Annotated in this window: 24 protein-coding genes; 17 read left to right on the top strand and 7 right to left on the bottom strand. The window is 42.4% G+C overall.

What is annotated here, in order from left to right; translation table 11 throughout:
• Window positions 1–235 precede the first annotated feature (235 nt).
• Together DBR43_RS14275 and DBR43_RS14280 are read left to right on the top strand one after the other, a co-directional pair.
• Window positions 236–3,031, top strand: coding sequence for an outer membrane beta-barrel family protein (locus DBR43_RS14275; RefSeq protein WP_124581876.1), 2,796 nt, complete (start codon window positions 236–238; stop codon window positions 3,029–3,031).
• A 5-nt stretch (window positions 3,032–3,036) separates the two neighbouring features.
• Window positions 3,037–3,810: a GLPGLI family protein gene (locus tag DBR43_RS14280; protein WP_124581878.1), complete on the top strand. Its 774-nt coding sequence runs from the start codon at window positions 3,037–3,039 to the stop codon at window positions 3,808–3,810.
• Here DBR43_RS14280 and DBR43_RS14285 read toward each other — a convergent pair.
• The 3 genes from DBR43_RS14285 to DBR43_RS14295 all read right to left on the bottom strand — a co-directional run bounded on the left by DBR43_RS14285 (window position 3,807) and on the right by DBR43_RS14295 (window position 7,235).
• Window positions 3,807–4,502 (bottom strand): response regulator transcription factor, encoded by a 696-nt coding sequence (locus DBR43_RS14285; protein WP_124581880.1) that lies wholly within the window; start codon window positions 4,500–4,502, stop codon window positions 3,807–3,809. The two genes, DBR43_RS14280 and DBR43_RS14285, sit on opposite strands and share 4 nt — an antisense overlap.
• Window positions 4,502–6,346 (bottom strand): sensor histidine kinase, encoded by a 1,845-nt coding sequence (locus DBR43_RS14290; RefSeq protein ID WP_124581882.1) that lies wholly within the window; start codon window positions 6,344–6,346, stop codon window positions 4,502–4,504. The genes DBR43_RS14285 and DBR43_RS14290 overlap by 1 nt, the downstream gene beginning before the upstream one ends.
• Before the next feature lie 523 nt (window positions 6,347–6,869).
• A complete protein-coding gene (locus tag DBR43_RS14295; protein ID WP_073231935.1) occupies window positions 6,870–7,235 on the bottom strand; it encodes a DUF3127 domain-containing protein in 366 nt (121 codons plus the stop codon).
• Between the two features lie 72 nt (window positions 7,236–7,307).
• Here DBR43_RS14295 and DBR43_RS14300 point away from each other — a divergent pair, with 72 nt between their 5' ends.
• The 6 genes from DBR43_RS14300 to DBR43_RS14325 all read left to right on the top strand — a co-directional run bounded on the left by DBR43_RS14300 (window position 7,308) and on the right by DBR43_RS14325 (window position 12,435).
• Window positions 7,308–8,489: a class I SAM-dependent RNA methyltransferase gene (locus DBR43_RS14300; RefSeq protein WP_124581884.1), complete on the top strand. Its 1,182-nt coding sequence runs from the start codon at window positions 7,308–7,310 to the stop codon at window positions 8,487–8,489.
• Between the two features lie 103 nt (window positions 8,490–8,592).
• On the top strand, window positions 8,593–8,856 hold the full coding sequence (locus tag DBR43_RS14305) for a helix-turn-helix domain-containing protein (RefSeq protein ID WP_124581886.1): 264 nt from the start codon (window positions 8,593–8,595) through the stop codon (window positions 8,854–8,856).
• A gap of 62 nt (window positions 8,857–8,918) precedes the next feature.
• Window positions 8,919–9,566 carry an HD domain-containing protein gene (locus DBR43_RS14310; RefSeq protein ID WP_124581888.1) on the top strand — a complete coding sequence of 216 codons (648 nt, stop codon included), beginning with the start codon at window positions 8,919–8,921 and terminating at the stop codon, window positions 9,564–9,566.
• Window positions 9,567–9,600: 34 nt separating this feature from the next.
• Window positions 9,601–10,626, top strand: a complete 1,026-nt coding sequence (locus DBR43_RS14315) for a sensor histidine kinase (RefSeq protein ID WP_124581890.1) — start codon at window positions 9,601–9,603, stop codon at window positions 10,624–10,626.
• A gap of 145 nt (window positions 10,627–10,771) precedes the next feature.
• Window positions 10,772–11,413, top strand: coding sequence for a DUF47 domain-containing protein (locus DBR43_RS14320; RefSeq protein WP_069379321.1), 642 nt, complete (start codon window positions 10,772–10,774; stop codon window positions 11,411–11,413).
• 11 nt (window positions 11,414–11,424) lie between these two features.
• The gene (locus DBR43_RS14325) at window positions 11,425–12,435 is read left to right on the top strand and encodes an inorganic phosphate transporter (protein ID WP_074611599.1); all 1,011 of its coding nucleotides are present in this window, start codon (window positions 11,425–11,427) and stop codon (window positions 12,433–12,435) included.
• Window positions 12,436–12,515: 80 nt separating this feature from the next.
• Here DBR43_RS14325 and DBR43_RS14330 read toward each other — a convergent pair whose 3' ends face one another.
• Complete coding sequence (locus DBR43_RS14330; RefSeq protein WP_124581892.1) at window positions 12,516–13,868, bottom strand: carboxypeptidase-like regulatory domain-containing protein; 1,353 nt, start codon at window positions 13,866–13,868, stop codon at window positions 12,516–12,518.
• Complete coding sequence (locus DBR43_RS14335) at window positions 13,861–14,439, bottom strand: RNA polymerase sigma factor (protein WP_124582112.1); 579 nt, start codon at window positions 14,437–14,439, stop codon at window positions 13,861–13,863. The genes DBR43_RS14330 and DBR43_RS14335 overlap by 8 nt, the downstream gene beginning before the upstream one ends.
• Before the next feature lie 99 nt (window positions 14,440–14,538).
• Between DBR43_RS14335 and DBR43_RS14340 the strand changes: the two genes are divergently transcribed.
• From DBR43_RS14340 to DBR43_RS14370, 7 genes are all read left to right on the top strand, one after another.
• Entirely contained in the window at window positions 14,539–16,449 is a 1,911-nt protein-coding gene (locus DBR43_RS14340; protein ID WP_124581894.1) for a YfbK domain-containing protein, read from the top strand.
• Window positions 16,436–17,212, top strand: a complete 777-nt coding sequence (locus DBR43_RS14345; protein WP_124581896.1) for a DUF4197 domain-containing protein — start codon at window positions 16,436–16,438, stop codon at window positions 17,210–17,212. Before DBR43_RS14340 ends, DBR43_RS14345 begins: the two co-directional genes overlap by 14 nt.
• Before the next feature lie 113 nt (window positions 17,213–17,325).
• On the top strand, window positions 17,326–18,576 hold the full coding sequence (locus DBR43_RS14350; protein WP_199757047.1) for a DEAD/DEAH box helicase: 1,251 nt from the start codon (window positions 17,326–17,328) through the stop codon (window positions 18,574–18,576).
• Between the two features lie 60 nt (window positions 18,577–18,636).
• Window positions 18,637–19,917: a replication-associated recombination protein A gene (locus tag DBR43_RS14355; RefSeq protein WP_124581900.1), complete on the top strand. Its 1,281-nt coding sequence runs from the start codon at window positions 18,637–18,639 to the stop codon at window positions 19,915–19,917.
• A gap of 1 nt (window position 19,918) precedes the next feature.
• Window positions 19,919–21,397, top strand: coding sequence for a DUF5687 family protein (locus DBR43_RS14360; RefSeq protein WP_124581902.1), 1,479 nt, complete (start codon window positions 19,919–19,921; stop codon window positions 21,395–21,397).
• Complete coding sequence (locus DBR43_RS14365; protein WP_124581904.1) at window positions 21,394–22,092, top strand: ABC transporter ATP-binding protein; 699 nt, start codon at window positions 21,394–21,396, stop codon at window positions 22,090–22,092. Before DBR43_RS14360 ends, DBR43_RS14365 begins: the two co-directional genes overlap by 4 nt.
• A 183-nt stretch (window positions 22,093–22,275) precedes the next feature.
• Entirely contained in the window at window positions 22,276–22,956 is a 681-nt protein-coding gene (locus tag DBR43_RS14370; protein WP_124581906.1) for an OmpA family protein, read from the top strand.
• A 92-nt stretch (window positions 22,957–23,048) separates the two neighbouring features.
• Here DBR43_RS14370 and DBR43_RS14375 read toward each other — a convergent pair whose 3' ends face one another.
• A complete protein-coding gene (locus DBR43_RS14375; protein ID WP_074611589.1) occupies window positions 23,049–23,393 on the bottom strand; it encodes a hypothetical protein in 345 nt (114 codons plus the stop codon).
• 107 nt (window positions 23,394–23,500) lie between these two features.
• Between DBR43_RS14375 and DBR43_RS14380 the strand changes: the two genes are divergently transcribed.
• On the top strand, window positions 23,501–24,514 hold the full coding sequence (locus tag DBR43_RS14380) for a Gfo/Idh/MocA family oxidoreductase (RefSeq protein ID WP_124581907.1): 1,014 nt from the start codon (window positions 23,501–23,503) through the stop codon (window positions 24,512–24,514).
• Between the two features lie 3 nt (window positions 24,515–24,517).
• Window positions 24,518–25,297 (top strand): zinc-dependent peptidase, encoded by a 780-nt coding sequence (locus DBR43_RS14385; protein WP_124581908.1) that lies wholly within the window; start codon window positions 24,518–24,520, stop codon window positions 25,295–25,297.
• On the opposite strand, the gene DBR43_RS14390 is transcribed toward DBR43_RS14385, so the two are convergent.
• On the bottom strand, window positions 25,292–26,281 hold the full coding sequence (locus tag DBR43_RS14390; RefSeq protein WP_124581909.1) for an alpha/beta fold hydrolase: 990 nt from the start codon (window positions 26,279–26,281) through the stop codon (window positions 25,292–25,294). The two genes, DBR43_RS14385 and DBR43_RS14390, sit on opposite strands and share 6 nt — an antisense overlap.
• Between the last annotated feature and the right edge of the window lie 48 nt (window positions 26,282–26,329).

The raw sequence follows: 26,329 nt of genomic DNA on the forward strand, positions 1-26,329 counted from the left end.
GTTGAAAGCTAAGGTAATAAATAGTTGTCCCCGCACAATATTTGGTAAAAAAGAAGAAAAATGACCGTCATGGAAACAATTCCCGTTAATTACGTCTAAAGCCTAAGACTAATCCTTCTGGCGATTGTCCTATTATAGGATCGACAAAAAATATTCTTTAACATAATTTAACAATCTTTAACACTATTACTAAACCCTTAGTTATACCTTAGATTAACCAAACATTTTCCCCCGAATGAAACATAAATTCCTAGTATTAGTCTTGTTTTTAGTAAGCTCAGTCTCCGTTTTTGCCCAGAACCAGTATGAAGTCAAAGGTTTAGTCACCGATACTGCCGCAAGTTATAAAATGGTTAACTCCACCATCACCCTCTTAAAAGCCAAAGATTCCACGCTCGTTAAATTCACCAGAGCTGGTGCCGATGGTGCTTTTACGCTGAGCAATCTTTCTCCGGGAAAATTCATACTGCTGCTCAGTTACCCTGGTTATGCGGATTATGTAGAAGATTTTCAGCTCGATTCGGTAAAAAAGACAAGAGATTTTGGCCAGATGAACATGACCCTGAAAGCAACCATTCTAAAGGGTGTGATCATTAAGGGAAATATCACAGCGATAAAAATAAAAGGAGACACCACGGAATTCAATGCCGCAGCCTATAAAATTCAGCCCAATTCAAAAGTCGAGGACTTGTTAAAACAGCTTCCCGGCATTACCGTAGATAAAAACGGAAAAATTACGGCGCAGGGACAGGCGGTAAATAAAGTTCTGGTTGATGGCGAAGAGTTCTTTGGTGATGATCCTACCCTGGTCACGAAAAACCTACGTGGCGACATGGTAGACAAGGTTCAGCTGTATGATAAGAAGAGCGATCAGGCCACGTTTACCGGTATCGACGATGGACAAAAAGCAAAAACTATCAACATTCAACTCAAAGAGGACAAAAAGAACGGTTATTTCGGCAAGGTAGACGCAGGGGCCGGAACAGAGAAATTCTATCAGGCTCAAACCATGTTCAATGCCTTCAAAGGCAAGAAAAAGTTCTCTGCCTACGGGACCATTGGAAACACAGGAAAGACCGGATTGGGATGGGAAGACAATGACAAATATGGCGGCAACCAAATGGAAGTTACTGAAGATGGCGGTATGATGTTTTATAGCGGCGGAGGTGATGATGGCCTCGATTCCTTTAACGGCAGGTACAATGGCCGGGGAATTCCTTTGACGAAAAGCGGTGGCGTTCATTTCGACAATAAATGGAATAAGGACAAAGAAAGCATTAATACCAATTATAAAATCGGTTCAATCGATGTGGATGGAACCAATACAACTTTAACCCAGAACAACATTCCCGGGCAGGCCTATAATACCACAGCCAGTGAGCGCTTCAGCAACCGGATGTTCAGGCACAAACTGGACGGAACCTATTCCATTAATCTGGATTCCAATGCCACACTAAAAGTTGCCATTGACGGGACATTAAAAGACAGCAACACCGCCGATGAATCTGATGCAATCAGCGTTAGAGATAACCAGAGCAAATTAAACACGAGCAAAAACAAATCCAGCACTGATGGGAACCAGCGGGCTTTAAATGCCAGCGCATTCTACACTCAAAAATTAAAGAAAAAAGGACGTACTTTTTCCCTGAGATTGAGTCAGGCATTGAATGAGAATAAAAGCACCGGTTTTTTATATTCGGACAACCAGTTCTTTGATGAACAGGGAAACCGATCGAGCCAGGAAATCGTGGATCAATACAAAACAAACAGCAGTACCAACAGTGCTTTCAACAGTAACCTGACTTATACCGAACCGCTTAGTAAAGAACTTTCCCTGATTCTGAATTATGGCCTGGGCATCAACAAAGGCCTTTCCGACAGAAAATCCTTTAATAAAGCCGGCGATGGCAGTTACAGCATTCTGGACAAGGATTACAGCAATAATTTTGAGCTCAACCAACTGTCCAATCAGGGGGGAGCGATGTTCAATTTCAAAAAAGACAAATCGGTCATCACCCTCGGAACCAAAATCAGTGACGTAAAGTTTGAGCAATTCAACAAGTATAGCAACACCACCTACAAAAGAAATTTCACCAACTGGAACCCTCAGCTGAGTTATAGGTACAACCTCTCGCAGATGGCTTCTTTCCGGTTCAATTACAACGGAAATACCAGACAACCCGGGATAGATCAGCTTCAGCCATTAAAAGTAAATACAGATCCGCTGAATATCGTAGAGGGAAATCCGGAACTGAGACCCTCATTCAATAGCAGCATCAATATGGGCTATAACTCTTATAAAGTAATGAGTGGCCAGTCCATCTATATTGGCGCCAATTATGGTTTCAACTCGAATGCCATCACCAGTAGCATTGTTACGGACGACAAAGGTAAAAGCACCTCAAAATCGATCAATTTATCGGAAAAAACACCAATTAACTACGGCATCAATGTCTACCTGAGCCGGAAGATAAATCTCTTTGACCTCAATGTCGGACTGAATGGAAATATTTCCGGCAGTAAGAACTACAGTTTGGTCAATAAAGAATTAAATACCACAAAATCCAATTCCTACAATGGCGGGGTAAATCTATCAAAGTATAAAGAGAAAGGATACTCCTTTTATTTATCTGTTGGCCCGACCTATAATACGAGCGAAGCCTCTTTGCAGCAGCAACGAAATAACAATGGATGGGGCACCAGGGGAGATGCAAGCTTTAGCATCTACCTTCCCGGAAAAGTAGAGATTAGCACAGACGGAGATTACGAATACAGGGCTAAAACACAAACCTTCAATCAGGAGTTTGAGCGTTTCATCTGGAATGCATCGATCAGTAAAAAATTCTTTAAAGAAGAGAACCTTAAACTCAGTGCGTCTGCGAACGACTTACTCAACCAGAATGTTGGCTTTGACCGGAGTTCCAGTAATAACCGGATCACCCAAAGTAACTATGTCACGATAAAAAGATATTTCATGTTATCCCTGATCTGGGATTTCAATAAAATGGGCGGATCAGCCCCTAAACCATAAGCACTATGAAACAGCCTCTAATTTTACTCTTCCTCCTATTTGGATCCGCGCTGACACAGGCGCAGAATGTGCGGTTTACCACAGATGGGGTAATTGAATTTGAAAAGAAAACCAATATGTATGCCCTGATTAAAAAAAGCATTAACAAAGACAATTCGTCTTATATGCAATCCGCCTTTGATGCCTATAAAAAGAGTCAGCCTCAATTTAAGGTTTCAAAGAGTACACTTGCTTTTTCAAAAGACAGAACCCTTTTTACCCCTATTAAAGAAGACAACAGCAATTCAAGGGGATTTTTTGGAGATGATCCAACTTCTTCACAGAACAATACCATCTTTACAGACCTTGCTAAATCCAGCTTTATTGCTCAGAAAAATGTATATGAAGAAACCTACCTCGTAAAGGACAGTACCAGAAAGATCAACTGGAAAGTAACGGAAGAAACCCGGGAAATTGCAGGCTATGAATGTCGGAGGGCCAACGCCATTGTGCTTGACTCCATCTATGTGGTCGCTTTTTATACTGATAAGATTCCTGTTTCCGGCGGGCCGGAGTCATTCTCGGGTTTACCGGGAATGATTTTGGGAGTAGCCCTGCCGCATGAAAATGTATCCTGGTTTGCGACCAGTATCAAGGACCGGCCGGTAACAGAATCGGAGCTAAAGGCTCCGGTAAAAGGAAAACAAATGAACAATAAAGGATTGATGGAAACCATTCAATCCGCACTGAAAAGCTGGGGTGAATATGCTCAGGTTGCACTAAAGGCTTTCAGCCTTTAGTTTACCAATAGTTTATATCCTTTTCCATGAACATTCAGGATCTCTACCTTAGGGTCTTCCCTAAGGTATTTCCTTAGTTTACTTAAAAACACATCCATGCTGCGTCCGTTAAAGTAGTTGTCATCATGCCAGATGCTGAGTAATGCTTCTTCGCGGGTAAGTACCGCATTTTTCTTCAAACACAGCAACTGCAATAACTCTGCTTCTTTTGTGCTGAGCTTTTGCTGCTGCCCTTTAAAGTGAATCAACTGGGTGGTATAGTCAAAAGTATATTCGCCAATCAGGAAATGTGTTTCCACCGGACTCAGTTCAGCTCCTTCTTTTGCAGAAACCCTTTTCAATAAGGCATTGATCCTCAACAGCAACTCTTCAATCCGAAAGGGCTTGGTAATGTAATCGTCTCCACCAAGGTCATAAGCTGAGGCTTTATCTTCCATCATCGCTTTAGCCGTAGCAAAAATGATTGGAATGTGCTGATTGATTTTCCGAATCTCCTTACCCAGGGTAAATCCATCTTTCTTAGGCATCATGACATCCAGAATGCACATGTCAAAATCCTGCTTTCCGAAAGCCTTCAATCCTTCCTCACCATCCACACACAGGATTACGTCAAATTTACCTTTCAGCTGCAGGTAATCTTGCAAAAGCAAACCCAGATTCGGATCATCTTCTACCAATAGAATTCTTTTCATTAGTTATGATTTAGCGGTAATATTATTTCAAATACAGTGCCTTTATCTTTTTCACTATGGACCTTAATTACCCCGTTCATTTGTTCGATGATGTCCTGTACATAGTTCAGCCCGAGTCCGAACCCTTTCACATCATGTAAGTTTCCTGTCGGCACTCTGTAGAACTGATCAAAAACACGTTTTGTTTGTTCCTTAGTCATCCCGATACCTTCGTCGGCAACTTCAATGACCAGGCCTTTTCCCGTGTTTTTTGTACTTAGGGTAATTTGAGGTGCATTCGCACTATATTTATTGGCATTGTCAATTAAGTTATAAATCACATTGGAAAGGTGCAGCTCATCGGCATAAATGAGGTCTTGTGTAGCATCCAGATGCAGTTTAACCGCAGCATTGTTCTTTTGTAACTGAAGGTTCATGCTGTCTACAACAACCAGGATCAGGTCGTTTACGTTTAACTCTGTGCGCTCCAGTTTTAATTCCTTTTTTTCTAACCTTGCGATGCTCAGTACGCGTTCAATATGATTTCCGAGGCGGACATTTTCATCATAAATGATTCCAGCCAGTCGTTTCACCCGGCTTTTATCGGAAGTAATCTCGGGATCTTTCAGTGCTTCACTCGCAATCATAATGGTGGCCACGGGTGTTTTAAACTCATGGGTCATGTTGTTGATGAAATCGGTTTTCATTTCCGAGATCTTCTTCTGTTTTAAGATGGCATAAATGGTATAGGCAAAAATAAAGACCAGGACCAGCAGTAAACCCGCAGAAGAGCCCATTGTGGCACTCAGGTTCCCCAGGATCAAAGAATTTTCATTGGGAAAATTCAGGTACAGCATTCCGGGGTCACGAAAGATATCATTGCTAAACAAAGCTACTTTATGAACATCAGCAGGAACCGGTTCCACATCAGCGCTGGAGACCCTCCGGTATAAAACAGAGTCTTTATTGGCCAGTTTTACCCAAAAATTATAATCCAGCTTAATATTCCGGTTCAGCAATTCATTTCTGATCAGCGTATCCAGTATATCCCTTGGTACCCGCTCATTAATGGGAATGTTATCCTGCCTCATCTCCTTAGCGACATCTTCCAAATAATTCAGGCTATTGGTTTTAATGATGACCGTATCTGTCAGTAACTCCTTGAAAGCCCGTTGAAACTTCTGAGCTTCAATTTCATCTTCACTTTTAAATTTAGCCGCCATTTCAGGGGATACCCTGGGCAAGGTAATCAACAGCGGTTTTTTGCTAAAAGGGTTAAAAGCCAGATAGCGAATGCTGTCGGGCAGGCGATCTGTGGTGACTTTGAAGGTGACCACCTTTTCGGGAATAGGGATATAAGTCTGATTGATATTTGCGGTGATGACATTTCCCGCTTTATCCACACCAAAATTCATATCCACCTGTAGTGGTGATTTTTTGTCGTCATCCAGTGTGGACATTGATGTGAACTCTTTTTCAGTGATGATCATTGGCCGGAGATAGTTGTTCCGGATCACACTATCCTGCATATTTAAATCAGCAATGATCTTTTTCTGCTGTTCCAGTTTTCTCAGCTCTTCTCTTTCTTTATGCTTTTCCTTAAACTCAACCAGGATCTGGGCTTTATCCCTCAGTTCGGCCTCCCTTTCTTCTCTGAGCTGATCGTCCTTTTTATTGAGATGACTCGCCGCATATCTTTTCTGGACTTTATTAACAACAGCGTTTAAAGCCTGGGTAACATCTTGTTCAAAAAGCTGCGATTTAAGGTTATAGGCCTCCCTTATGTAATACAATTGCATTACAAATACACCAAGCAAGGCTATGGTCATTAAGGCGGTTATCAACCAAAGGCTTCTTTTCTTCATTACAGGATATTCAAAAATAAATAAGGATTAACAGAAAAGCGCTTATTTAACACTTTTTAACACCGGATTTGACGGAGGAGCTGCTACAATTTAAGACAAATACCTGGAAAAACGATAGGGAAGCACTTTGATTTCAGCAAGCCATTCAGCCTAAGCTTAAAATTTTTTCGGTACCGGACATTCGCATTAAGATAAATCTAATTTCCATCCCGCTTTTTGAAGGGTTGAAGACCTGCAAAACAAGCCAGGCAAGGGCAGCGAAAAAGATTGGAAACTCCTTCTTATAAAGCCCGGATAGAACAGGGACAAAATGCGTGTTTCATCCGGGTTTGATCCCTGCTCTATCCCGCGCTGATTCCTGCTTTTTCCGAAGCAGTTTCGGGCTGATTCCGGGCAGGGTATTTAACAAAAAAAACAGCCCTGCAAAAAAGGCTGATTCGGACAAAACACCGGTAAAGAATAAAGGCTGTCCGAAATGATCGGACAGCCTCGTTTGGTCAATTTGTTTATTTAAAAAAGATCTTTAGAAAGGAAGATCATCTTCCTCGCCCGGTGCGCTATTTAAATCAGCTGGTGGCGCATATGCCGGAGTTGCTGCTGCAGCTCCAGGAGTAAGTGCGTTGATACGCCATACCACTAAACTGTTAAAATAAGAAGTTTTTCCGGCTTTGTCAGTCCATGGACGACCGCGTAAGTTAAATGAAACTTCTACATCATCGCCAGTTTTTAGGCTATCAAATAAAGCGGTTTTATCTTGTAAAGCCTCAAACCTGATGTATTCAGGATAAGTAGGGTTTTCTGCATATTCTATAATCAGGTCACGTTTCTTAAAAGTCTCACTCACCTGTTGTAATGCACCAATTTCATGCACTTTTCCTTTTATTTCCATAACAATTACTGTTTTATTCTCGTACGAAGTTCAAATCTCTATATTTTTATTGATAACTTCGCACAATATATTATGCAAGTTTTCCACACAAAAAGCAAGGTTATCTTAACCTGCAACAAGCGACTATCGCCATATCTACAGGAAGAGGTTAAATCCCTGGGCTACACTATTGTTAGGGACTTTCCTACAGGGGTAGAGCTGAACATTACCCTCACTGAATGCATTAAGTTAAATTTGAACTTAAGGTGTGCCAGTCAGATTTTATATTGTTTAAAGAGCTTTAAGGCCAATAACCCGGAAGAATTGTACCGGGAGCTCCTGGATATGGAATGGGAAGAACTGATTGATTTCTCGGGATATTTCTCGGTGACTTCAAATGTGGATAACCCAACGATCACGACTCCGCTTTTTGCCAATTTAAAAGTAAAAGATGCCATTGTTGACCGCATAAAAGAGAAGAAAGGGATTCGTCCGAATTCAGGCTCTGATGCCAATAAAGCAGTGGTACATTTGTACTGGAAAGACAGTGAAGCAGATATTTTTATCGATACTTCAGGAGAAACGCTGGCAAAACATGGTTACCGTAAAATTCCGGGTAAAGCACCAATGCTGGAAGCACTGGCTTCCGGTGTGATCATGAGCAGTCAGTGGGACCAGAAATCTCCTTTTGTGAACCCAATGTGCGGTTCGGGTACCTTAGCCATTGAGGCGGCATTGATTGCCACCAACCGCAGACCTGGACTATTCCGTATGAATTATGGCTTTATGCATATCCTTGGATATGATGAAGAGGTATTTTTCGCAGAGCGAAGAATTCTGAAAGAGCAGGTGATTAAAAATATAGATCTTCAGATCATTGCGACAGATCTTTCGGAGGATGCCGTTGATGTGAGCCGTAAAAATGCAAAAACAGCTGGTGTAGACACACTGATTACTTTTGAAGTTTGCGATTTTGCAGATACTCAGGTTCCCGAAGGCGGTAAAGGCGTAGTCCTTTTCAATCCGGAATACGGAGAGCGCCTTGGGGTGCATTCCAAACTGGAAGCAACCTATAAGCGGATGGGCGATTTCATGAAACAGGAATGCAAAGGTTATTTCGGCTATATCTTTACCGGAAACCCTGATCTTGCGAAAAAAATCGGTCTTAAAGCCACCAGAAAATTAGAATTCTATAATGGAAAGCTGGACTGCCGGATGCTCGAATATGAGTTGTACGATGGAACAAGAAGACCAGAGCCAAAAGCAGCAGAATAAGGGCTTCAAATAAAAAAAAGATTTTTTTTATCTTTTTTGAAATCCGTTCGGATTTAGTTTTCGTTTATACTTCAGTATAAACGAAAACTAAACTTCCCAACCTATGAAAGAGCGCCTCGAAATTAACGTCAGGGACATTCCCGGTAACATTAAAAAAGTCAGAAAGATCAAAGCCCTTACCCAGGACTTTCTTGCTTCCAAGCTCAACATTTCACAAAATGCCTATAGTAAGATCGAGCTCGGGCATAGCAAACTCACTGTAGAGCGCCTATATCAGATCTCCGTTATTCTGGATGTGCAGATGAATCAGCTCATCAATTTTAAAGCAGCGGATTTCAGCAGCAGGATGCAGCTCGTCCCGGGATAATTTTCCACATCATCTTCTTTTTAGGATCAATTCAGATACATTTGTTTCAAATACAAAATCTGATGAACTCCATTATTGACCAAACCATATTGTTTGTTAAAGAAACCTTGTCGGGCGCAGAAGCCGGGCACGACTGGTTTCATATCGAGCGTGTTTTTCGCAATGCCCAACACCTGAATGAAACCGAACAGGGCGATGAACTGATAGTCGCCCTTGCAGCACTCCTGCATGACATTGCCGATTCAAAGTTCAACAATGGGGATGAAGAGATTGGTCCCAGAATCGCAGGTAACTTTTTAAACAGTCTTGGGCTGGAGCCTGCCACCATCACCCATGTGCAGGAGATCATCAAAAATCTAAGCTACAAAGCCAGCCTGGGAACCATCAGTTTCCAGTCCAAAGAGCTGGACATTGTACAGGATGCAGACCGTCTGGATGCCATAGGAGCAATAGGTATCGCGAGGGCTTTTACTTATGGAGGCTATAAAAACCGGGTCTTATATGATCCTGAGATTGTGCCAAACCTACACATGAGTAAGGAAGAATACAAAAATTCCAGTACCCCTACCATCAATCATTTTTATGAAAAGCTGTTAAAGCTGAAAGACTTAATGAAAACGGAAAGCGGTAAAAAAATTGCCGCTGAGCGCCACGATTTTATGCTGCTTTACCTGGATCATTTTTATAAAGAATGGCAGGGAGAAATTTAACCTTGAATTTAAATCTAAATTGTAAATTGCCTGCATGAAGTTAAGCGTACTCGTCCTCATAGCTGCTTTTGCAGTTGGCCTTTCCATTGGTCTGGTGAATTTTTATTTTCAGCAGAGCTGGTATTTTATGCTGGTTTCTTTTGCCGTGTCATTCATTACCAGTTTTATTGTTTTTTATTACCTGCTGGAGAAATACATCTATTCCAAGATCGTACTGATTTATAAGCTCATCCATAATTTAAAACTGGGAAAAGACCTGAAGGATGCTTTAGGGGAATATGTGAGTTCCGATCCGATCAATGATGTAGAGCATGAAGTAAAAGAATGGGCAGGTGCAAAAAAACGGGAGATTGATATCCTGAAAAAGCAGGAACAGTTCAGAAGAGAGTTTTTATCCAATGTTTCCCATGAATTTAAAACGCCGCTGTTCGCGATCCAGGGTTATATAGAAACCCTGCAGGATTGTTTGACTGACGACCCGGAAATGGCGACGAAATTCCTTAAAAAGGCGGAGAACAATGTAGAGCGCCTGAGCTATCTGATCAATGACCTGGATTCGATTTCCAAACTGGAAACCGGGGAAATTCCCATCAATTATGAAAAGTTCGACTTCGTTCTTCTGGCTAAGGAGGTGATGGAAGGGCTGGAAGATAAGGCGAAGACCAAGGAGATCAAGATCTCCTTCAAGGACAAGTACACCCACCCTGCTTATGTGAAAGCGGATCGGGAGAAGATCAGACAGGTGATGATCAACCTGATTCAGAATTCCATAAAATATGGCAGGGAACACGGTTCAACCGCGATAAAAATCTTTGAATTGCACGACCAGTACCTGGTAGAGGTGACAGATGACGGGATTGGAATTGAAGAAAAACATTTACCCCGTTTATTTGAGCGTTTTTACCGGATAGACTCTCACCGGTCCAGACAGGAAGGCGGTACAGGATTAGGGCTCGCGATCGTAAAACACATCCTGGAAGCCCATCAGCAGATCATCTCGGTAAGGAGTACCCTGCAGATCGGAACCACTTTTGCTTTTACACTCGAAAAGATTGGTTAACAGAAACAAAGCTTTTTCAAAATAACTTAACACTTAACATTAACTTAACATTACACTCATACTTTTGTAGCATATTTTATAAGTAGGATGGGCTGGGCGCCATGCGGGTTTCATCTGACAATTAAAACAAAATATAATATAACAGATGAATAGCATTTTTAAGTTCTTCACTCCGAGAGACAAAAAATTCCAGCCTTTATTCGAACAGGCAGGCAGCAATGTATTGAAAATTTCTGAAGCCTTATTGCTTGCCTTAAGTGCAACTGACCTGGAAAAAAGAAAAGAATACATCAAAGAAGTGGAGCGTCTTGAGCACGTTGGTGACGACATTACCCATTCAATTTTCCTAGAACTAAGTAAGAATTTTATTACTCCTTTTGACAGGGAAGACATCCATGCACTGGCAAGTGCTGTTGATGATATTGCAGATTATATTCATGCTTCTGCAAGCAACATCGAACTGTACAACATTGTTAACATTGGTGATGCAATGATCAAACTTGCAGAACTTTTGGTAGAGATGTGTACCGATTTGGATAAAGCGATCAAAGAATTAAGAAGCTTCAAAAATATCCGCGTTATCGCTGATGCTTGTGTAAGAATCAACAGCGGTGAAAATCAGGCGGATTATGTAACAAACCTGGCGATTGCCCGTTTGTTTGAGTTTGAAACCAACGCCATTGAACTAATTAAACAAAAAGAAGTGCTGCAGACCTTAGAAATGGCTACAGACAAATGTGAAGATGCAGCAAATGTGTTGGAATCTATTTTGGTAAAGAACGCTTAAACCTTCAAAAAATGGTAACTACCTTATTGGTTGTTGTAATTGTCCTGGCAATTGCCTTCGATTATATTAATGGCTTTCATGATGCCGCAAACTCTATTGCAACAATTGTATCAACGAAAGTATTATCCCCATTCCAGGCAGTGTTGTGGGCAGCGCTCTTCAATTTTGCTGCATATTTTTATTTTACGGATCATAAAGTAGCCAATACAATTGCTAAAACGGTTGTGGAGAACTTCATTACTCTTGAAGTGATTCTTGCCGGTCTTTTAGCCGCCATCACCTGGAACTTATTTACCTGGTGGTTTGGAATTCCTTCCAGTTCATCGCATACCCTTATTGGTGGTTTTGCAGGTGCAGGTATGGCTAAAGCTGCAACCGTTGGCGCAGGAGTGATGTCGGCAATTAACCTTGCCCCAATCCTTAAAGTGGTGGCCTTTATTGTGCTTGCCCCGGTGATTGGGATGGTGATTTCCGTGATTATATCGATTATTATCCTTCATATTTCCAAAAATGCAAGGCCTTCAGTTGCGGAGAAGTGGTTCAAAAGACTGCAATTGATCTCTTCTGCGGCCTTAAGTTTTACACATGGCGGTAATGATGCCCAGAAAGTAATGGGGATCATCTACGTATCTATGGTGGCTGCAAACGTCCTTAAGACAGGCGATGCCATGCCGGAGTGGATTCCAATCTCCTGTTATGCAGCAATTGCATTGGGAACGATGAGCGGCGGTTGGAAAATCGTTAAAACAATGGGTTCAAAAATCACTAAAGTAAATGCTTTCGAAGGTGTGGCTGCAGAAACTGCAGGTGCGGTAACCCTTGGGATCACAGAACACTTTGGGATTCCCGTTTCTACCACCCATACGATCACAGGATCTATTGTTGGGGTAGGCTTATTGAAAAGGGTATCGGCAGTACGCTGGGGAGTAACCGTAAGTTTGTTATGGGCATGGGTATTGACCATTCCTGTTTCAGCAACACTTGCTGCGCTTGTTTATGCCGTGATCCACTTGTTCTTTTAGACACAAGGCTCATAAAAAATACAACATAAAAAAAGGGGATCGGCTGATCCCCTTTTTTTATGTGAAAGATTTTCTATTTTCTAAAAGGCAATCTCAAGGATTACCCGATCTGCCGGGTTAGCAGGGATTTTCCATTTGGGTCCATTGAGGAGTAATCTTTTTGCCTCCTGGTCACGGGCCTCGTCAATCCCATCCAGGACCTTAACATCTGCAGGCCTTCCATCGGCTCCGACAAGAAAACTAAGCTTCACCTGACGGTTGAGAAAAGGCTCCTTATTGAATTTATGGTTACTGCGGATGTATTTATTCCATTTGTTCCAACCTCCATCAGGACTGGCAAGCATTTCTTTATGATCAGCGACTTCTAATCCTGCAACTTTACCCGAAAGTACGTCTCCCAGACTTTTTACTTTGCTGTCATTGGAATCCTTTGCTTTTTTGTGACGTTGAGCAGCATTAGTTGTCACTACAACTTCCGACAAGGAAGAATTATTTTCCGCTAAACGGATGGTCATCGGTTCAGCCCAGTTCGCGGGAACTACCTTTGAGTTGAACCCTATATAATTTAAGACTACTTTTTCTCCTTTAACACTACTGTCTGCCGGGATTCTGAACCTTCCTTCAGCATCGGTAACCGCAGTTAGTTTTGTTCCTTCGACTTTTACATATACGCCTGGTAACGGGTCTCCGTTGCTTTCTGAGGTCACTTTACCGGTCAGCACTGGCGTTGCATTACGGCCAAGCATCATATCGGCCGACATTACCCTGGCAGCAGCGGCTGCAGGAGCCGCAACGGACATTTTCTTTTGGTCATTGCTATAGCCGGCAACAACAACTTCATTCGCTGCCTGAGCTTCCTGATCTGCCACCGGTACAGGAGCAGCTTTTGCTTTCCTGTTCGCCGCATAAGCATTGGTTTTGGCCGCAGCTACTGCACGGTCTATCTCTGCTACCTGCGGACTCACATCCGCAGTTTCAACTTTACCAACATCATTTTTAGGATCGGTCTTTACTTTAGCCAGTCCATCTGTTGCCACCGGCGGAACCGGTTCAGGAACCACAGGTGCAATCGTTACGTCTACTGATTTCGGCTGTTTGGCCAACTGGTTTTGGTGTGCTGTTTCCTTCATCCAGAAAACAATGCTTACTGCAATAAACATGACTGCTGCTGTGGCAGCGATACTTAGCCTTTGCCAGGTAATGACCTTTGTTTTTTTAGAATCCTGTTGTTCGGCAATCCGTTCCTGCAATTGCTTTTGAAGCAAAGAAATAGATTGCAGCGATCGCTTGGGCGAGGCACTTAGTCCTGCCAGTGCTTCGGCCACAAAAGGATCTTCCAGTGCCTCACGTTCTACCCTGTTCATGGTTTTCGCGTCGAGCTTACCGTCAAGATAATCTTCTAAAACTCCTATATCTAACCAATCGTTATTCACTGCTGTTTTTTTCTATACAAATTTTCAAGTTCCTTTTTCCATTCTGGATGTAACTCTTCACTTTTACCATTTCATAACCGGTAATATCCGCCACTTCTTTATAACACTTCTCTTCTAAATAGAACAAATTCACACTTATCCGCTGTTCTTCAGGAAGCGTTTCCATACACCTTTCCATAACGGTAAGCTTCTGTTCTTTTGTATCATCCATATCAAGATGCACAAATTCCGTGTTTTCCACAAAAGTATCTTCCAGAGAGAGGGTTGTATTTTTAGAATTTTTACGGATGGCCATTAAACAATGGTTTCTCGACAGTACATGGAGCCAGCTTTTGAAGTTCTGAACCTCATGGACCTTTAGCTTGGTCACCAGTTCTTCAAAAATCTGCATGACGGCATCTTTGCTCTGTTCTTCATCCTTGAGGTAGTTCAGACAAACCCCGAATACCAGGTGCATATACTTATTGTAAAGCTGACCCAATACCTCCAGATCGCCACTGATTTTATATCGGGCAATTAAAGCAGCATCGTCCTGCTCCTGGATTCTGGTATTATTTTTTATAAACTTCAATGGGTGTCCGGGACATAATTCGCTCAAGTATAAAAATATTTTCTGATACTGGTATGGAAATTCTTTAAAGCTTACATCATTCCTAAAAAAAAGGAAATTATGAAAAAGCTATTGTTCCCCATCTTCGTTGTCCTGTTTCTATTTGGATTTAAAGCGGTAACGGTAAAAACAATTCAGGGAATTGTAACCGATAAAAGTAATGGACAACCACTGCCGGGAGTGCAGGTGACCATCCCCAAAAGTAAAAAAGGAACTGTTACCGATAGCAAAGGTAAATACATCATTTCGGTGAACGATGCGGATGAGATGCTGCAATTTTCGTTTATAGGCTACAAGACACAGATCCTGAAAATCGGGTCAAAAACACAGATTAATCTCGCCCTGGCCCCGGATAACCAGACTTTAAATGAGGTGGTAGTCAGAAAGGTGGCAGGATTGCGCATAGGCAGAGCAGAAAAAAGAATCATGGGTGATGCTTCAGCCAGTATGATACAGTATGAGGCTGCTCCGATCTATAGCCAAAACGCGGTCATCTCTGCCCCAACCAATACAGAAAGCTATGCGAACATCCAGGAAAATGCTTTTCATAACCCTGATCAAACCCCTTTATCTACCTTCTCTATTGATGTAGATGCTGCATCCTACAGTAATGTCCGCCGTTACCTGAACAATGGTGGATTGCCCCCTAAAGATGCGGTAAGGATTGAAGAGATGATCAATTACTTCGACTATGATTATCCTCAGCCAGAAGGAAATGACCCTGTAAACATCATCACAGAAATCTCCACTGCACCATGGAACAACAAACATAAACTGGTACAGATTGGCCTTCAGGGAAGAAAAATGAAAACAGAGCAGCTTCCTGCTTCCAACCTGGTATTTCTGATTGATGTATCGGGATCTATGGAGCAGCCCAATAAACTACCTCTGCTCGTTTCTTCCTTTAAACTTTTAACCAATCAGCTTCGCGAAAAAGATAAAGTTGCCATTGTGGTTTATGCAGGTAATTCCGGAGTGGTACTGCCTTCCACGCCTGGAAATATGAAGAATACCATCAAAGAGGCATTAAATAAACTGAGTGCAGGCGGTTCAACAGCAGGCGGACAGGGAATTGAACTGGCTTACAAAATCGCCGGTCAACATTTCATTAAAGGAGGCAACAACCGGGTAATCCTTGCCACAGATGGGGACTTTAATGTCGGCGCATCCAGCGATAAAGAGATGGAGCAACTGATCGAAGAAAAAAGAAAATCCGGTGTTTTCCTAACTGTTCTTGGCTATGGAATGGGCAATACCAAGGACAGCAAAATGGAAACCCTGGCAGACAAAGGCAATGGGAATTATGCCTATATCGACAACATCACGGAAGCCAGAAAAGTATTGGTAAACGAATTTGGCGGAACCCTGTTTACCATTGCCAAAGATGTCAAACTGCAGGTAGAATTTAATCCCGCGAAAGTACAGGCCTACCGCTTAATCGGATATGAAAACAGGCTGTTACAGGATAAAGATTTTAATGACGACCGCAAAGATGCCGGAGATCTGGGTTCAGGCCATACCGTTACCGCTTTGTATGAAATCATCCCTGTTGGGGTTCAAAGCTCCTTTAGCCCTTCTGTTGATCCCCTTAAATATCAGGAAAACAAGAAAAAGACCAGCAAGAACAATAGTCCGGAAATGCTGACGGTGAAGTTGCGGTACAAACAACCCGATGGTGATGCCAGTAAATTGCTGCAAAAATCGGTCATTGATGCTTCAAACATCTTCGAGGGTGCCAGCAATAACTTCAGATTTGCTGCCGCAGTAGCAGAGTTCGGCATGTTGCTAAGGCAATCGGATTTTAAACAAAATGCCTCTTTCGACCAAGTGATCAGCCTTGTGAAACAATCCATGGGAAAAGATACAGAGGGCTACCGTTACGAGTTTTTGAAATTAGTGAAGTCTTCGCAGTTATTGGCCAAAGATTTGCTTACTGTTGAAGACACAAAAGACCATAATGAAAAAAATTAGCATTTATTTGATCGCTACCTGCTTCGTTAGCTTGAGCAGCATCACCGCACATAGCCAGTCGAAGTTCGAAAAGATCTTAAAAAAAGTAACCACCAAGACAGGCGGTACCAGTACAACAAAAGGCAGCACTACCGCCACAGGAACACCAACTACCTCAGAGATGGGTTTTGGGATTAAAGAAGCATTGGAAATCGGGATCTCCAGAGGTACAGACCTGCTTTCTGCAAAAGATGGTTTTTTAGGAAATGCGGCCGTAAAGATCCTGTTTCCCCCTGAAGCACAAAAGGTGGAAAGAACATTGCGCAGCATTGGTATGGGCTCATTGGCAGACAATGTAATCCTTAGTCTGAACAGGGCTGCTGAAGATGCAGCGAAAGAAGCTAAGCCGATATTTGTCTCTGCGATTAAACAAATGACCATCACTGATGTGACCAATATTTTACTGGGGCAGCAGGATGCAGCAACCAATTATTTCAAAAGAGTAACCACTTCTCAGCTGATGGAAAAATTCCAGCCGGTAATTACCACAAGTCTGAATAAAGTAGGTGCAGCGAAATACTGGGGTGATGCCGCGGGTCAATACAATAAAATCCCTCTGGTGAAACCGGTAAATACAGACCTTTCCAGCTATGTGGCACAAAAAGCCATTGATGGAATGTTTATCCAGGTGGCTCAGGAAGAACTTAAAATCAGGGGAAGTCTTGGCGCCAGGTCAACACCTCTTTTACAAAAGGTATTCGGCTACGCTGATCAGAAAAAATAAGGCCTGCATGGGCTTATAATTTAATAATCAAGCCCATGCAAGTAAAAAACATTATATAAGTAATGAAATAAAAGGTTACTTTTATAGGGTAATACTAACAACATAGAAGTATATTGGATTTCAAAGATTTTAATTTTAACCCCGACTTACTAGAGGGTTTATTAGCGATGGGTTTTCGCAACGCTACGCCCATCCAGCAAGAAGCTATTCCGCTTATCCTAGATAAAAAAGACTTAATTGCCTGTGCACAAACAGGTACGGGGAAAACAGGCGCTTATTTGTTGCCGATCATGAACATGATCAGTCAGACAGAAGACCGTCATAACAATACCCTGATATTAGCACCTACCCGGGAACTTGCCCAGCAAATTGATTTGCAGGTAGAAGCACTTTCCTATTTCACCAACATCAGCTCCTTAACGGTTTATGGTGGTGGTGATGGCATTGCCTATGAGCAGCAAAAACGCTCGATGCGCGAAGGGGTAGATATCATTATTGCCACTCCGGGACGTTTGATCTCTCACCTTTCTTCGGGCCTGCTGAAACTGGATCAGCTTCAGCACCTGGTATTGGATGAAGCAGACAGAATGCTGGACATGGGCTTTTACGATGATATCATGCGTATTGTCAGCTTCCTTCCTGAGAAAAGACAAACGGTATTGTTCTCTGCAACGATGCCTCCTAAAATAAGAACCCTTGCCGGCAGGTTGCTGAAGCAGCCGGAAGAAATCAGCATTGCGATTTCTAAACCTGCCGCAGGAATCAACCAACAGGCCTACCTTGTTCATGATGCCCAGAAAGTAAAGTTACTGACAGAGCTGATGAAAAATGTAGATTTCCCAAGCATTCTGATCTTCGCGTCGACAAAGGAAAAGGTGAAAAATCTGGGAAAGGTTTTCCGTGGCTTAGGTTTTAAAGCTGAAGCTTTCCATTCTGACCTTGGTCAAAAAGAACGTGAGGCCATTTTGTCGGAATTCAAGAACAAAAGGGTTCCTGTACTGATCGGAACGGATGTATTGTCGAGAGGAATTGATGTGGAAGGAATCAGTCTGGTAATCAATTTTGATGTGCCTCATGATCCGGAAGATTATATCCACAGGATTGGAAGAACTGCCAGAGCAGCGACCACAGGTACGGCGATCACCCTGGTGAACGATAAAGACAAACGTAAGTTTGCTAATATTGAAAAGCTGATCGATAAAAAGATCGACAGAATGCCACTTCCGGAACACCTTGGAGAAGCACCTGCCGACACTCCGGTCAGTGCCTCAACAGAAAGAAAATACGATAAAAAGAAACCGCAGCGTAAATTCTGGAAGAAAAAGCCTAAAACTGCAGGTGCCGCAGGCCCCGCTAAAGAATAAACGCTAAAAATAATAGCATTCAGGGAGGGGATTTGCGATTAAGGTATTATCTTTACCTATATGCAAAACCTACCTCCTTTAGCAGAACGTATGCGTCCAAAAAATTTGGATGAATACGTTGGTCAGAAGCACTTAGTAGGTCCTGATGCCGTATTACGTAAAGCAATTCAAAGCGGACAGCTCCCTTCTATGATCTTCTGGGGCCCGCCCGGTGTCGGTAAAACTACACTGGCCTATATCATATCGCAAACACTTGACCGTCCTTTTTTTAACCTTAGTGCCATCAATTCAGGGGTTAAAGACATCAGGGATGTGATCGACAGAGCCGCATTGCTCAAAGACAGCCTGATGGGGCTCCCGATCCTTTTTATTGATGAGATCCATCGTTTCAGCAAATCACAGCAGGACAGTTTACTGGGAGCTGTGGAAAGAGGACTGGTGACCTTAATCGGTGCCACCACAGAAAATCCTTCTTTCGAAGTCATCTCCGCATTACTTTCCCGCTCGCAGGTCTATATCTTAAAATCTCTTGATGAGGAAGAACTTTCCGGATTGCTGCAAACTGCCATTACTCAGGATGTAGTGCTGAAGGAAAAGAAAATCACGATCAAAGAACATGAGGCTTTGATCCGCTTATCCGGGGGAGACGCAAGGAAACTATTAAATGTACTGGAAATTGCCGTTAATGGTATTGGCGGAGATAAAATTGTGCTCAGAAACGAAAATGTACTGGAGCATGCACAGCAAAACCTGGCGCTGTATGATAAGGCAGGAGAGCAACATTACGATATTATTTCCGCTTTCATTAAGTCGATCAGGGGCAGTGACCCCAATGCAGCAGTATATTGGCTGGCAAGGATGATTGAAGGAGGAGAAGATCCGCTGTTCATCGCCCGCCGCCTGCTGATCCTTGCTTCGGAGGACATCGGGAACGCGAATCCCAACGCCTTGCTGCTGGCCAACAATTGCTTTCAGGCAGTGAATGTGATCGGTTATCCAGAGGCAAGGATCATTCTTTCCCAGGCGGTAACCTATATGGCTTCTTCCGTAAAAAGCAATGCCTCTTATGAAGCGATCAATAAAGCTCAGGCACTGGTGAAACAGACCGGAAACCTGCCTGTACCTTTACACATCAGAAATGCACCGACGAAACTGATGAAAAACATCGGCTACGGGAAGGATTATCAATATGCGCATGGGTATGAGGGTAATTTCTCTGAACAGGAGTATTTCCCGGAAATCCTGTCGGGCACAAAACTATATGACCCGGGGAAAAATCCGGCGGAGGACAAACTGAGAGAGAAGTTGAAACAGAACTGGAAAAATAAATACAATTATTAATATGCTGGGAACTTTTCTGGACCATCAATGGAAGGCCTTCTGGCGTTCGAAAAATAAAGGAGGCACCATTGCAACTCAAATATTTATAGGAATAATCGTGGTTTACCTTCTGGGTGTAGCCTTTTTCCTGGGTTTTGGCATGGAGGCTTTTATCACACAGTTCTTTCCCGGAAAAGATGTTTTTACCGTATTCAACGGGGTGATCCTTTATTATTTTGCAGCCGACTTTCTCATGCGTATGCAATTACAGGAGTTGCCAACCCTGAGTATTGTTCCCTACCTGCACCTTAAAATCCCAAAGCAAAAAATCGTAAACTTCCTGAATACAAGGGCCCTGTTTTCTGCTTTTAATGTATTACCGCTCTTTTTGTTCCTGCCCTTTTGCGCAACCGCCATATCAGATGTATACGATTCTTTTACGGCCTTAATGTATGTGGTTTCTATTCTTTCCTTAACGGTTTTCAACAATTATGCAGCTTTATATATTAAGAGACGAAGCATTCAGAATTTGAAAATTGTTCCATTGGTATTCTTGCTCATCATCGCCTTAGGGCTCCTTGAATATTTTAAGGTCTTCTCCATCTCTGCCATCTCTAACCGGGTGTTTGGCTTTGTAACCACTTATCCCCTGGCAGGATTTGGCTTTACCCTTTTTGCCGTATTGACGTATCAGCTCAATGCAAGGTATCTCCGGAGTAATTTATATGTAGAGGAACTGAGTAAAAATGAAGCAAAAAAGACAAGTACAGACTACCCTTTCCTGGACCGGTTTGGAGAGATTGGCACCCTGGTCGCATTGGAGCTGAAACTGATCCTCAGAAATAAAAGAAGCCGTTCGGCCGTAACGATGAGCTTATTGTTCCTGTTCTATGGTTTTCTGTTTTATAAAAAGGAATTGCTGGATCAGGACAAACTGGAACTGATGTTATTTGCCTCGGTATTTATGACCGGAAATTGCATCAGTATTTACGGACAGTTTATGTTCGGCTGGCAATCCTCCCATTTTGACGGGCTGATGGCCAACAAAATAGACATCAGAAATTTCATCAAGGCAAAGTTCCTGATGTTTACCCTCTTTTCTACTTTTACCACGTTAATTGCCTGCCTATATGGATTCCTGAGCTGGAAAATTCTGGTGATCCAGTTTGCGGCGTATTTATATAATATAGGAATAGGAACAGTGATCGTCTTGTATTTTGCCACAAGAAATTACAGGTCAATGGACCTGAGCAAGGGATCAACCTTTAATTTCCAGGGAGTAGGTGCCAGCCAGTGGGTGCTGGGACTGCCCTATTTCTTAGCTCCATATGTCATCCTTCTTCCTTTCTCCTTATCGGGCGCTCCATACTGGGGGTTCATTGCATTGGGAGCTTGCGGACTAACGGCCTGCTTAACCCGCGAATTCTGGGTCAGTTTTATCGTAAATGAGTTCAATAAAAGAAAACACAAGATTACCGAAGGCTTTAGAGAGAAATCATGATTTTAGAAATTTCAAATTTACAAAAGAGATACGGCAACAGAACCGTGGTAAACATTAGCGACTTACAGATCAATGCAGGTGAAACTGTTGGGATCGTGGGTAATAATGGTGCGGGAAAGACAACTTTGTTTAGAATGTTACTCGACCTGATCCGTCCGGACCAGGGAGAAATCTTATCTAAAGGAGAACAGGTAGCCCATGACGGACAATGGAAAGATTATACGGCCTCTTATCTTGATGAAGGTTACCTGATCGATTACCTGACTTCAGAAGAGTATTTTGTCTTTATTGGAAGCTTACACAAAATGAGTGTTGCCCATGTGACGGATTACCTGAAACAATTTCAGGAGTTTTTTAACGAAGAGATCCTGGGTAAAGGCAAGTACATCCGGGATTTTTCAAAAGGGAATCAGAATAAGGTCGGGATTGCCGCAGCATTGATGCAGGCCCCAGAATTACTGGTATTGGATGAGCCTTTTGCAAATCTGGACCCGACTACTCAAATCAGGTTAAAGACCCTGATCAAATCATTGAAACAGGAACGAAACATGACGACCCTGATTTCCAGTCATGACCTGAATCATGTGACAGATGTTTGCGACCGGATCATTCTCATGGAAAAAGGGCTGATCATTAAAGACCTCCGTACGAATGAGAATACTTTACAGGAATTGGAAGCCTATTTTTCCGGATAAAACAGAACGCTTTACCTGAGTTGTACAGAATTGTAGTCAGTATTTGGCTGGACAGTGCCGCTAAAATGACCTTTTGGCCGACATCTGAGTGTTAAAATATTCACATGACACAATAATTTTACAAAACAATAAGATTGGCATCAGGTTTGATTAAAGCTCAGAGTAAAATAAATAATAAAGATTATGATTACTTCAAAATTTAAAATAGCAACATTTAGTATCGCTTTAGCCATGGGTGCAATGACATTTCAAGGTTGCGATAGTTTAACTAAAACCCAAAAAGGAGCTGGTATCGGTGCCGCTGCAGGTGGTGTTCTAGGTGCTATTATAGGCAAAAAAGCAGGTAATACTGCCGTTGGAGCTATCATTGGTGCTGCTGTAGGTGGTACTGCGGGTGGATTTATTGGAAAGAGAATGGATAAACAAGCTGCAGAGATTCAAAATGCAATCCCTAATGCTGAAGTAATCCGTGAAGGAGAAGGTATCATTGTAAAATTTGATAGTGGAATCCTTTTTGGTTTTGATAAATCTGACTTAACAGCTGCAGCAAAAACAAACATTCAATCTTTGGCTGGTTCGATCAACCAATATCCTGGAACAGACATTAAAGTAATTGGTCATACTGATAATAAAGGTACAGAGACTTATAACATGAGCCTTTCTGAAAGAAGAGCTGCTGCGGTTAAAGCATATGCAGTTTCTCAGGGAGTTCCGTCTTCACGTTTAATCACGGTAGGAAAAGGTTTCTCTGAACCAATTGCAGACAATTCTACTGATGCAGGAAGAGCTGCTAACCGTAGGGTTGAGGTGGTTATCGTTGCAAACGATCAGTTGAAACAACAAGCCAAACAACAAGGCAAATAATAAGCACATTTACATCTACCTATAAAAACGAAAACCCGTCGTACTCAGTACTTCGGGTTTTTTATTGCATTTTATTTTTTCGGGTTCTTATTTTAAGAATAGATGTCCTCAAAATAATGGATCGCCAGAGATTTTAAGAGCAACTCCTGCTCCATCATCGCAAATGAAGGAACGGGTTTTACCAGTTTCCAATGTGGCCATCCATCCTGATCCAGTCCTTCCAGTTCATAGAATCCCATTTCACTTAACAAACGGCAGGTAGCGATGTGCATCAGCTCCTCCTTTTGACGTTTACTGTACTTGCCAGGTCCTTTGCCCAATTCCTGCACACCGATTAAAAATAGCATGACCTTTAAATCGGGAATGTCAGAATCGAACTCCTGAGCTATCTTTTGTTGCAAAACTTTCCATTTTGCGTGTATTTCTGCAGGTTTCATGTGACAAAGATACAAATTAGCTTTTGTGCTTTATTACATTAAGATTAAGCGTATAGTAAAGCGTTTTTGCTATTTTTAGCCTACTAAAAGCAGCAAACAGATTACTTATGGAAAAAGAAATAATAACAGGGCTGATGGCCTATGGAATGTCAGGAAAAGTCTTTCATGCCCCATTTGTACATGCCCATCCCGGTTTTAAATTACATGCAGTAACAGAAAGAAACCATAAGAACGCAGAAAACGATTATCCCGGAATCATCAGCTACAGCAGCATTGAAGAATTAATCGGAGATGAAAAGATCGAGCTGATCATCATCAATACGCCAAATAACACGCATTACGACTACGCCAAAAAAGCATTGGCGGCAGGAAAACATATTTTAGTTGAAAAACCTTTCGCTGCCAGCTCCGCTGAAGCAAAAGAAATTTTCAGCCTCGCAAAACAGCTGGATAAAAAAGTACTTTTCTATCAAAACAGAAGATGGGACAGCGATTTCACTTCAGTACGCCAGGTGATTGAAAGCGGCAAACTGGGTAAACTGAGCGAAGTTCATTTCCGCTACGACAGATACCGCTCCACCATCGGTGTAAAAAGCTTTAAGGAAGAACCGGTGGCAGCCAGTGGATTGATGTATGACCTTGGGCCACATTTGCTGGACCAGGCCCTGAGTATTTTCGGAAAGCCTGATTCTTTTCATAAAATTTTAGGGAAGAACCGTGTAGATACGAAGGTGGATGATTATTTTTCCATTCATCTGAGCTACCCGAATAGTGTCAATGTATTTGTTCATTCCAATATGATGGTGGTAGATGCTTTACCCGCTTTTGTAATTAATGGTACGCTTGGTTCTTTACATAAGGTAAGGGCAGACTCACAGGAAGAGCAATTGCTGAAAGGAATGAAAGTCTCCGATCCTGCTTATGGTATTGAAGCCGCGGGAACAGAAGGAAAACTGACCTTAATTGATGAGCAGGGAAACAAAACGAAACAAGACATTCCTTCTCTGAGAGGAAGTTACCTGCCCCTGTTTGAAGCCGTATACCGAAGCCTTGCCCATCAGCAGCCCTACCCGGTAACTGAGGAGCAGGTGATTACTCAACTGGAAATCCTCGAAGCTTAAATTATGCAGGCCTTTTTTATCCTTATTCCGATCCTTTTACTGGTGATCTATTTCATCTTTAGAAAAGACAACCATAAAAATTATGTAAGCCTTAGTGAGGCCGATAAACAACTGCTGTTCCAGCATGTGACCTATTACCAGCACCTGACGGTAGATGACCGGATCAGATTTGAGCATAGAATCTCTGCCTTTCTGAGCGGAATCCATGTAGAAGGTGTGGGCACAGCGGTGACCGTACTGGATAAACTCCTGATTGCTTCAAGCGCCGTAATTCCGGTCTTTGGCTTCGAAGACTGGAGGTATGACAACCTGACGAACGTGTTGCTGTATCCGGATACCTTTAATAAAGATTTTCAATATGAAGGAGGCGACCGGAATATTCTGGGCATGGTGGGAACCGGCTATATGAACGGGCAAATGATCTTGTCCAGATCAGCATTGCTGCAGGGCTTCTCCAATGCGGCCGACAAAGAGAATACAGCCATCCATGAATTTGTACACCTGGTAGACAAATCAGACGGGGCAACAGATGGGGTTCCTGAAAATCTGATGAAGCATGAATACACCATCCCATGGATCAAAATGATCCATGAGGAGATGCATAAAATTGAACAGGGAAAATCAGACATTAACCCTTATGCGATAACCAATGAGGCAGAGTTTTTTGCCGTGGTATCAGAATATTTCTTTGAGAAACCAGATCAGTTCAAGTCGAAACATCCGGAGCTTTATGAAAGCTTATCGATGATGTTTTTACAGGACCTGGCGAAAAAAGACCTATAAACTGCCTAATAAGGCAACATTGAATTCTGTGGGTATTTCTATATGAGGGATGTGCCCACAGCCTTCAAACTCCACGATCTTAGCACCTGGAATTTTCGCGGCAGTCTGCTTTCCAAGAAAGCGATATTGTCCGTGTAAGGCTTGCTGATCAGGGCTGAGTAAACCTTTCCCTACAATGGTCTTGTCTTCCTTACCAATAAACAATATGGTAGGAACACGGACATTGATGAACTCATGTACAACAGGCTGCTCATAGATCATGGTAAAAGTCATCGCAGCAACTTTAGCCCACCTTGGAAAATCAGCGCTATTGGTTACCCCTCCGGCAATACGGACCAATTCATCATATTCTGGTTTCCAAACGGTAAAATATGAACTCTGGTAGTACTTTTTTGTGCTCTCGGCAGTGGCTTTTAACTCTGTTTTATATTGATCGTCTGTACTTACATAGGGAATAAAGCTCCGGTAATCTTCCAGTCCGATTGGGTTTTCCAATAATAATTTCTCTGTCCTTTCCGGATATAACAAGGCAAACCGGGTAGCCAGCATTCCTCCCATAGAATGACCAAGGATACTCGCTTTCTGAATGCCTAATGTATCGAGTAATGCTTTATTCCAGCGGGCCATCTGGTGGAAACTATAATGAATGAAGGCCTTTGAAGATTTCCCAAAACCAATCTGATCGGGAACAATTACCCTAAATCCTCTTTCTCTTAATGCTTTAATGGTATTTGTCCAGTAATACCCGCCAAAGTTCTTCCCATGAAAGAGTACAACCGTTCTTCCGTTCGGCGCGTTGAGCGGCGCTACATCCATATAGGCCATCCGCAAGTCCTGCCCCTCTGTATGGATCGGGAAATATTTTACGGGATAATTGTATTTAACGTTTTCTAAAGTGATGGACAAAGTATCCGTTTGCTGCGCTCTGACAGCTGTAGCGGCAAAAAGTAATAAGAAGTAAAGTGAAATTTTCTGGTAGAACATAGGTACGATTTTAGGAAAAAACAATAAAAGGGATCGAAAGTTCTAAAC

Origin of the sequence: Pedobacter sp. KBW06 (assembly GCF_003852525.1) — a bacterium.
Taxonomy (GTDB): Bacteria; Bacteroidota; Bacteroidia; order Sphingobacteriales; family Sphingobacteriaceae; genus Pedobacter.

Excerpts from the sequence above, each read along its gene's own strand:
- DBR43_RS14275 (WP_124581876.1), top strand. The coding sequence starts at position 236 with ATGAAACATAAATTCCTAGTATTAGTCTTGTTTTTAGTAAGCTCAGTC.
- DBR43_RS14280 (WP_124581878.1), top strand. The coding sequence starts at position 3,037 with ATGAAACAGCCTCTAATTTTACTCTTCCTCCTATTTGGATCCGCGCTG.
- DBR43_RS14285 (WP_124581880.1), bottom strand. The coding sequence starts at position 4,502 with ATGAAAAGAATTCTATTGGTAGAAGATGATCCGAATCTGGGTTTGCTT.
- DBR43_RS14290 (WP_124581882.1), bottom strand. The coding sequence starts at position 6,346 with ATGAAGAAAAGAAGCCTTTGGTTGATAACCGCCTTAATGACCATAGCC.
- DBR43_RS14295 (WP_073231935.1), bottom strand. The coding sequence starts at position 7,235 with ATGGAAATAAAAGGAAAAGTGCATGAAATTGGTGCATTACAACAGGTG.
- DBR43_RS14300 (WP_124581884.1), top strand. The coding sequence starts at position 7,308 with ATGCAAGTTTTCCACACAAAAAGCAAGGTTATCTTAACCTGCAACAAG.
- DBR43_RS14305 (WP_124581886.1), top strand. The coding sequence starts at position 8,593 with ATGAAAGAGCGCCTCGAAATTAACGTCAGGGACATTCCCGGTAACATT.
- DBR43_RS14310 (WP_124581888.1), top strand. The coding sequence starts at position 8,919 with ATGAACTCCATTATTGACCAAACCATATTGTTTGTTAAAGAAACCTTG.
- DBR43_RS14315 (WP_124581890.1), top strand. The coding sequence starts at position 9,601 with ATGAAGTTAAGCGTACTCGTCCTCATAGCTGCTTTTGCAGTTGGCCTT.
- DBR43_RS14320 (WP_069379321.1), top strand. The coding sequence starts at position 10,772 with ATGAATAGCATTTTTAAGTTCTTCACTCCGAGAGACAAAAAATTCCAG.
- DBR43_RS14325 (WP_074611599.1), top strand. The coding sequence starts at position 11,425 with ATGGTAACTACCTTATTGGTTGTTGTAATTGTCCTGGCAATTGCCTTC.
- DBR43_RS14340 (WP_124581894.1), top strand. The coding sequence starts at position 14,539 with ATGAAAAAGCTATTGTTCCCCATCTTCGTTGTCCTGTTTCTATTTGGA.
- DBR43_RS14345 (WP_124581896.1), top strand. The coding sequence starts at position 16,436 with ATGAAAAAAATTAGCATTTATTTGATCGCTACCTGCTTCGTTAGCTTG.
- DBR43_RS14355 (WP_124581900.1), top strand. The coding sequence starts at position 18,637 with ATGCAAAACCTACCTCCTTTAGCAGAACGTATGCGTCCAAAAAATTTG.
- DBR43_RS14360 (WP_124581902.1), top strand. The coding sequence starts at position 19,919 with ATGCTGGGAACTTTTCTGGACCATCAATGGAAGGCCTTCTGGCGTTCG.
- DBR43_RS14365 (WP_124581904.1), top strand. The coding sequence starts at position 21,394 with ATGATTTTAGAAATTTCAAATTTACAAAAGAGATACGGCAACAGAACC.
- DBR43_RS14370 (WP_124581906.1), top strand. The coding sequence starts at position 22,276 with ATGATTACTTCAAAATTTAAAATAGCAACATTTAGTATCGCTTTAGCC.
- DBR43_RS14375 (WP_074611589.1), bottom strand. The coding sequence starts at position 23,393 with ATGAAACCTGCAGAAATACACGCAAAATGGAAAGTTTTGCAACAAAAG.
- DBR43_RS14380 (WP_124581907.1), top strand. The coding sequence starts at position 23,501 with ATGGAAAAAGAAATAATAACAGGGCTGATGGCCTATGGAATGTCAGGA.
- DBR43_RS14385 (WP_124581908.1), top strand. The coding sequence starts at position 24,518 with ATGCAGGCCTTTTTTATCCTTATTCCGATCCTTTTACTGGTGATCTAT.
- DBR43_RS14390 (WP_124581909.1), bottom strand. The coding sequence starts at position 26,281 with ATGTTCTACCAGAAAATTTCACTTTACTTCTTATTACTTTTTGCCGCT.